Source organism: Acinetobacter sp. UBA1496 (assembly GCF_002324975.1).
GTDB classification, from domain to species: domain Bacteria; phylum Pseudomonadota; class Gammaproteobacteria; order Pseudomonadales; family Moraxellaceae; genus Acinetobacter; species Acinetobacter variabilis.
Map to the genome: position 1 here is coordinate 1 of NZ_DCRI01000008.1, position 5,062 is coordinate 5,062.

The 5,062-nt window shown below is 40.2% G+C and carries 6 protein-coding genes and 1 pseudogene; 3 read left to right on the forward strand and 4 right to left on the reverse strand.

What is annotated here, in order from left to right; all coding sequences use genetic code 11:
• Positions 1-265 precede the first annotated feature (265 nt).
• Entirely contained in the window at positions 266-496 is a 231-nt protein-coding gene (locus B3143_RS00815) for a hypothetical protein (RefSeq protein WP_004785991.1), read from the reverse strand.
• Between the two features lie 254 nt (positions 497-750).
• Between B3143_RS00815 and B3143_RS00820 the strand changes: the two genes are divergently transcribed.
• Positions 751-1,224 carry a CinA family protein gene (locus B3143_RS00820; protein ID WP_004785993.1) on the forward strand — a complete coding sequence of 158 codons (474 nt, stop codon included), beginning with the start codon at positions 751-753 and terminating at the stop codon, positions 1,222-1,224.
• Between the two features lie 109 nt (positions 1,225-1,333).
• A complete protein-coding gene (locus B3143_RS00825) occupies positions 1,334-1,948 on the forward strand; it encodes a hypothetical protein (protein WP_004785994.1) in 615 nt (204 codons plus the stop codon).
• A 75-nt stretch (positions 1,949-2,023) separates the two neighbouring features.
• Here B3143_RS00825 and prpC read toward each other — a convergent pair whose 3' ends face one another.
• On the reverse strand, positions 2,024-3,163 hold the full coding sequence (gene prpC / locus B3143_RS00830; protein WP_004785996.1) for a bifunctional 2-methylcitrate synthase/citrate synthase: 1,140 nt from the start codon (positions 3,161-3,163) through the stop codon (positions 2,024-2,026).
• 4 nt (positions 3,164-3,167) lie between these two features.
• Positions 3,168-4,052, reverse strand: coding sequence for a methylisocitrate lyase (gene prpB / locus B3143_RS00835; protein ID WP_004785998.1), 885 nt, complete (start codon positions 4,050-4,052; stop codon positions 3,168-3,170).
• Positions 4,053-4,281: 229 nt separating this feature from the next.
• Here prpB and B3143_RS00840 point away from each other — a divergent pair, with 229 nt between their 5' ends.
• On the forward strand, positions 4,282-4,932 hold the full coding sequence (locus tag B3143_RS00840; RefSeq protein ID WP_286739160.1) for a TetR/AcrR family transcriptional regulator: 651 nt from the start codon (positions 4,282-4,284) through the stop codon (positions 4,930-4,932).
• A gap of 13 nt (positions 4,933-4,945) precedes the next feature.
• On the opposite strand, the pseudogene B3143_RS00845 reads toward B3143_RS00840, so the two are convergent.
• Positions 4,946-5,062, reverse strand: a pseudogene (locus B3143_RS00845) (IS5/IS1182 family transposase); the annotation flags it as partial.

The following is a 5,062-nucleotide window of genomic DNA, read 5'->3' on the forward strand; positions in this document are numbered from 1 at the left end:
CTTCAAGTTTTACTCTGCCCATGTTTAACCTAATTTTCTAAAAATTAGATCATTAAATATAAAAACGAAAAAACCATTTTTGAATAGCAGACTATATTACATAGAATCACAAATAAGGCCTTTTCAGTTACCAATTTACCTTGACTTTATATTTTTAAAATTATTATTAGATTTTTTTATTAAATCTAATCAAATTCTATTTTAATGACCTTTATCTAATAAATAAGCCTCTTATTTTAAGAGGCTTATTTTCAATAAGTTATTTTTAGATTGCGACCACTTTTACAATAATGGTTTGGTTTTCTTCTTGCTCTTCGGCCAGATATAAACGCTTTAATTCTTTGCTTTTAACTTTAAACTTTAAATTCTGGTAATGAATGATGCTTGGGATCTGATCAAAATATTGACCATCTGCCTCAATTTCTTCCTGAAATAAAGGAGTACCCAGTTGATAATCTAGACTTTTTAATACGGAATACTTTACTGTGGTTTTCATTCTTACAACCTACTTTCCTTACGCACTTTATTTTTATTTTTACCACTGATCAGAGCAAGTTAAAACCATTAATTTCAAATATTGTCCAAGCATTAAGCAATCAGTTTAACAACTGCCAAACTTACGTTTGGAATACTAAAATTACAAAAATATTTTACCTTTCATCATAATAAAGGAATAATCTCACAGTTGATACAAAAGCAAAATGGGACTACATTGGAATAAAGATTACCTTCTAAGAAAAAATAGACATTATGATTAAAACATGTTGTGGCCTGCTGGAACAAAGAAACATCAAGATTGCTTTTATTGAAAGTGCAAGTTCTGGCTATTTAACCAGTCAGTTTTCAATTTGCAAAAATGAAGGTGCTGAAATCTTGTTGGGAGGTCTGGTATGCTACGATCCGTCCGTGAAGATCAATGTTTTGGGAATTTCTCCGAATCTAATTAGCACCCATTCAGCCGAATCTATGCCTGTAACGGTTGCTCTGGCTGAGGCAGGTAAAAAAATGTTTCAGGAGGCGGACTGGATTATTGCTTGTACAGGCTTGCTTAAACCAGGCGGTAGTGCAACACCTGATAAACCGGAAGGTACTTTCTTCACCGCTGTTTATGATGGTCTTCAGACTCACCAGTTCCAGTATTATATTAAAGGCACACCACAGGAACGTCTTAATAAACTGGCAGCCGTCATCGCACATGACATGATTAATCTACTCAACACCTAAAACCAAAACTGTTTATATAAAATGCTGATCAAACTTCATTATTTCTACTGTATTTATAGTTAAATTATTTCTTATAAAAGCACGTTGTTTTAATGAGGCCTGATCAGTGATGAAAATAAGATTTGCAGCCCTTTTGCTCGCACTTGGCATTCCTGTATCCGCTTTCGCCACTGTCGGTGGCCCACAGAATATTGAAGTTTTGGGGTATGAAGTCAAAGACCAGAAACTTTATCTGTTGCGGCATTATCTCGATGGTCGCGGACGCCTACCTCAACTGTATTATTATCATTTTAAATCCAAAACTCCGAATCAGCTAATTCAGGTGAACTCCCTGTATATCAATCCAAAAACCAAGCAGATTGACTACGATCAGGACAGCCGTAAGTTTGTCCAGGAAATTGCCAAAATTAAAAAGCGTCTGATTCCGTTAGTACCTTTGCAAAAGCAAAACATTCAGCTCAAGCTATTAAAGACCAGCAAAGGTACTGCCCCTGCATGGCATGATCCTAAACAGAAAGTTCCAAAATGGACTTATCAATATCAGGTGCAATCTAGCCAGTATAAAAGTCCTGTTCAACAAGCAGTCAGTTATAAAGCAGATTTAAGATTAAGCCAAACTTATCAAGTACCGAAACAGAATAAAATACTGGTGACAGTAAAATACTTAGGCATCCCATTTGAAACCGGTTATCACATTGAAGATCCAGCATTATTAAGTCGGTAAACCAATGTCAATCAACAATTAGCAAAAAATAAGGCCTCATGGAGACCTTATTTTCATATTTAGAATATCTCTGGCTTACGCAGCAGAAGTGCGCTCAGCAATTGGAACCACTTTACGCAACTCTGGACCAGTATAATCCGCGCTCGGACGGATAATACGGTTATCTGCACGTTGTTCCATCACATGCGCCGCCCAACCTGTGACGCGTGACATTACAAAGATTGGCGTAAACAGTTTGGTTGGAATACCCATAAAGTGATAAGCAGAAGCATGGAAAAAGTCCGCATTACAGAACAGTTTTTTCTCGCGCCACATGACTTCTTCACAACGCACTGATACTGGGTAGAGCACAGTATCACCTACATCTTTTGCCAGTTTTTCAGACCATTGCTTGATAATGCCATTACGCGGATCATTGTCTTTATAAATCGCATGACCAAAGCCCATGATTTTTTCTTTACGCTCCAGCATGCCCAGCATTTCGCGCTCAGCTTCTTCTGGAGATTTCCAGTTTTCAATCATATCCATTGCCGCTTCATTGGCACCACCGTGTAATGGGCCACGTAGTGAACCAATTGCACCGGTAATACATGAATGCAAGTCAGACAAAGTTGATGCACAAACACGCGCTGTGAAGGTTGAAGCATTAAATTCATGCTCTGCGTACAGGATCAGGGATACATTCATCACTTGCTCATGTAGCTGATTCGGTTTCTTGCCATGTAGCAAATGAAGGAACTGAGCACCTATTGAATCATCATCGGTATTTTCATCAATGCGTACGCCGTCATGGCTATAGCGATACCAGTAGCAGATAATTGCTGGCAACGTCGCCAGAATACGGTCTGCGATATCCTGTTGCTGATCAAAAGACTGTTCAGTCTCAAGGTTGCCCAGCATCGATACGCCAGTACGCATCACATCCATTGGATGTGAATCAGCAGGAATACGCTCAAGTACTTCTTTCAGCGCTTGTGGTAGTACACGCAAAGATTTCAGTTTTGCTTTATAGGCAGCCAACTGTTCTGAAGTTGGTAATTCACCAAAGAAAATCAGGTAAGCGACTTCTTCAAACTGACAGTTTTCTGCCAGATCCTGTACGTCATAGCCGCGATAGGTCAGGCCTGCACCACTTTTGCCTACTGTTGAAAGTGCAGTTTTTCCTGCAACTTGTCCGCGCAATCCTGCGCCAGTGAGTACTTTTCCTTCAGCCATTGTTTTAATTCTCCTGCTTGAACAGTTTATCTAATGTGTTTTCAAAGCTGTGATAATCTAAAAATTCGTATAATTCTTTACGCGGTTGCATTTTATCCAGTACATGCACCTGTGTACCATTTTCACGCACTGAGCGCATCACTTCCAGTGCCGCCTTTTGCATCGCACGGGTAGCTGATAGCGGGTAAAGTACCATGCGAATACCCTGCTCAGCCAGTTCTTCAGTGGTATAATATGGTGTGTCACCAAATTCGGTAATATTGGCCAAAACCGGTACACCAACTGCATCGCATACAGTACGATACATGGTAATGTCTGTCATCGCTTCAGCAAAAATGGCATCTGCACCTGCTTCGACACAGGCACAAGCGCGGTCAATCACTGCCTGCAGACCTTCTTTCTGAAGTGCGTCGGTACGTGCCATCACCACAAAGTTTGAATCGGTTTTAGCATCGACTGCCGCCTTGATCCGGTCAACCATTTCCTGTTGGGTCACAATTTCCTTATTCGGACGATGACCACAACGTTTTTGTGCAACCTGATCTTCGATATGCACAGCAGCAGCGCCAGCAGCAATCATCTGCTTGATGCTACGTGCGATATTAAATGCACCGCCCCAGCCTGTATCTATATCAACCAGTAAGGGTGTATCTACACGTTCAGTAATGCGACGCACATCTTCCAGAACATTATCCAGACTCGTCATGCCTAGATCAGGTAGACCATAAGAATAGTTTGCAACACCGGCACCAGAGAGATAAATAGCTTTATAGCCGACCTGTTTGGCCATCATGGCAGCATAGGCATTCACTGTGCCCATAATTTGTAATGGTTTTTCGACTTCAAGCGCTTGTCTAAACTTTAAACCTGCAGACATTTGTTCTGTCATCTTCCTTTCCACAGTCTTGGCTATAATTATTGAGATTTGAGTATACTGATTTGAAACCATGATGCTATAAGCCAATAGAATAAAAACTCTAAAACTTTAGTCAAACTTTTAAGTTTTACTTGATTCACTGAATAAATTCCGCCTTCATTCGGTGTGATTGTGAAATCTGCGGATATATTTGTTATGATGAACTACCAAGTTTATATAACCTGTTGATATACCATCCTCTATGCAAAACCTTGTTCATCTGGAACCACTCGCCAAAGATCTGCCTCAAACCAAACGTGGTCATGAGCGCTGCGTTGCGCTGTTGGTCTCTGCGACCGAACTGTTTCTGGAACATGGTTATGAGGCAGTTTCTCTAGATGATATTGTCCAGCATGCAGGCGGTTCCAAAGCTTCCATTTACAAGTACTTTGGCAATAAAGAAGGCCTGTTTGAAGCTATTTGTGATTATCGACGTACCAAGTTTTTTGAAGATATCAGCATTCCGATTGAACTGATGGCGCTAGATTTTCGTAGTTATTTGGTACAGACATTATTGACCTTCTACCGCCAAATCATGCAGCCGGAAAATGCAGTCTTTATGCGTTTGGTACTGGAACAAAGTCAGCGTAATCCTCAACTGGCCCGCCATATTCATGAACGCGGCCCGGTTCAGGTACAAAGTTCCATTGCTACCGCACTGAAACAGGCCCATGAACAAGGTTTGCTATATTGTGAAAATCCGCAATATTCTGCCCAGTTATATTTTGGTATTTTGCGTAATCTGGAATGGCGGATTCTAATGGGGATTACCATAGAAGAAGATGATCAAGAGATCGACAAATACATCAGTTATTGCGTGGATCGATTTTTAGACGGTCATCAAAAAGTCTAGGGTCTGTTGACATTTACTGTTCATAATTAAACCTATAAAGGTAGCATAAAAATATACAGGCTAAGGCAACAGCACTTTGATAATTTCTTTTGAGCTTGTCATATCGAGTAGCTATTCCTCTAAATTGCTT

Bases quoted from the DNA above. Each gene is read 5' to 3' on its own strand.
- B3143_RS00815 (WP_004785991.1), bottom strand. From the start codon at position 496: ATGAAAACCACAGTAAAGTATTCCGTATTAAAAAGTCTAGATTATCAA.
- B3143_RS00820 (WP_004785993.1), top strand. From the start codon at position 751: ATGATTAAAACATGTTGTGGCCTGCTGGAACAAAGAAACATCAAGATT.
- prpB (WP_004785998.1), bottom strand. From the start codon at position 4,052: ATGACAGAACAAATGTCTGCAGGTTTAAAGTTTAGACAAGCGCTTGAA.
- B3143_RS00840 (WP_286739160.1), top strand. From the start codon at position 4,282: ATGCAAAACCTTGTTCATCTGGAACCACTCGCCAAAGATCTGCCTCAA.
- prpC (WP_004785996.1), bottom strand. From the start codon at position 3,163: ATGGCTGAAGGAAAAGTACTCACTGGCGCAGGATTGCGCGGACAAGTT.
- B3143_RS00825 (WP_004785994.1), top strand. From the start codon at position 1,334: ATGAAAATAAGATTTGCAGCCCTTTTGCTCGCACTTGGCATTCCTGTA.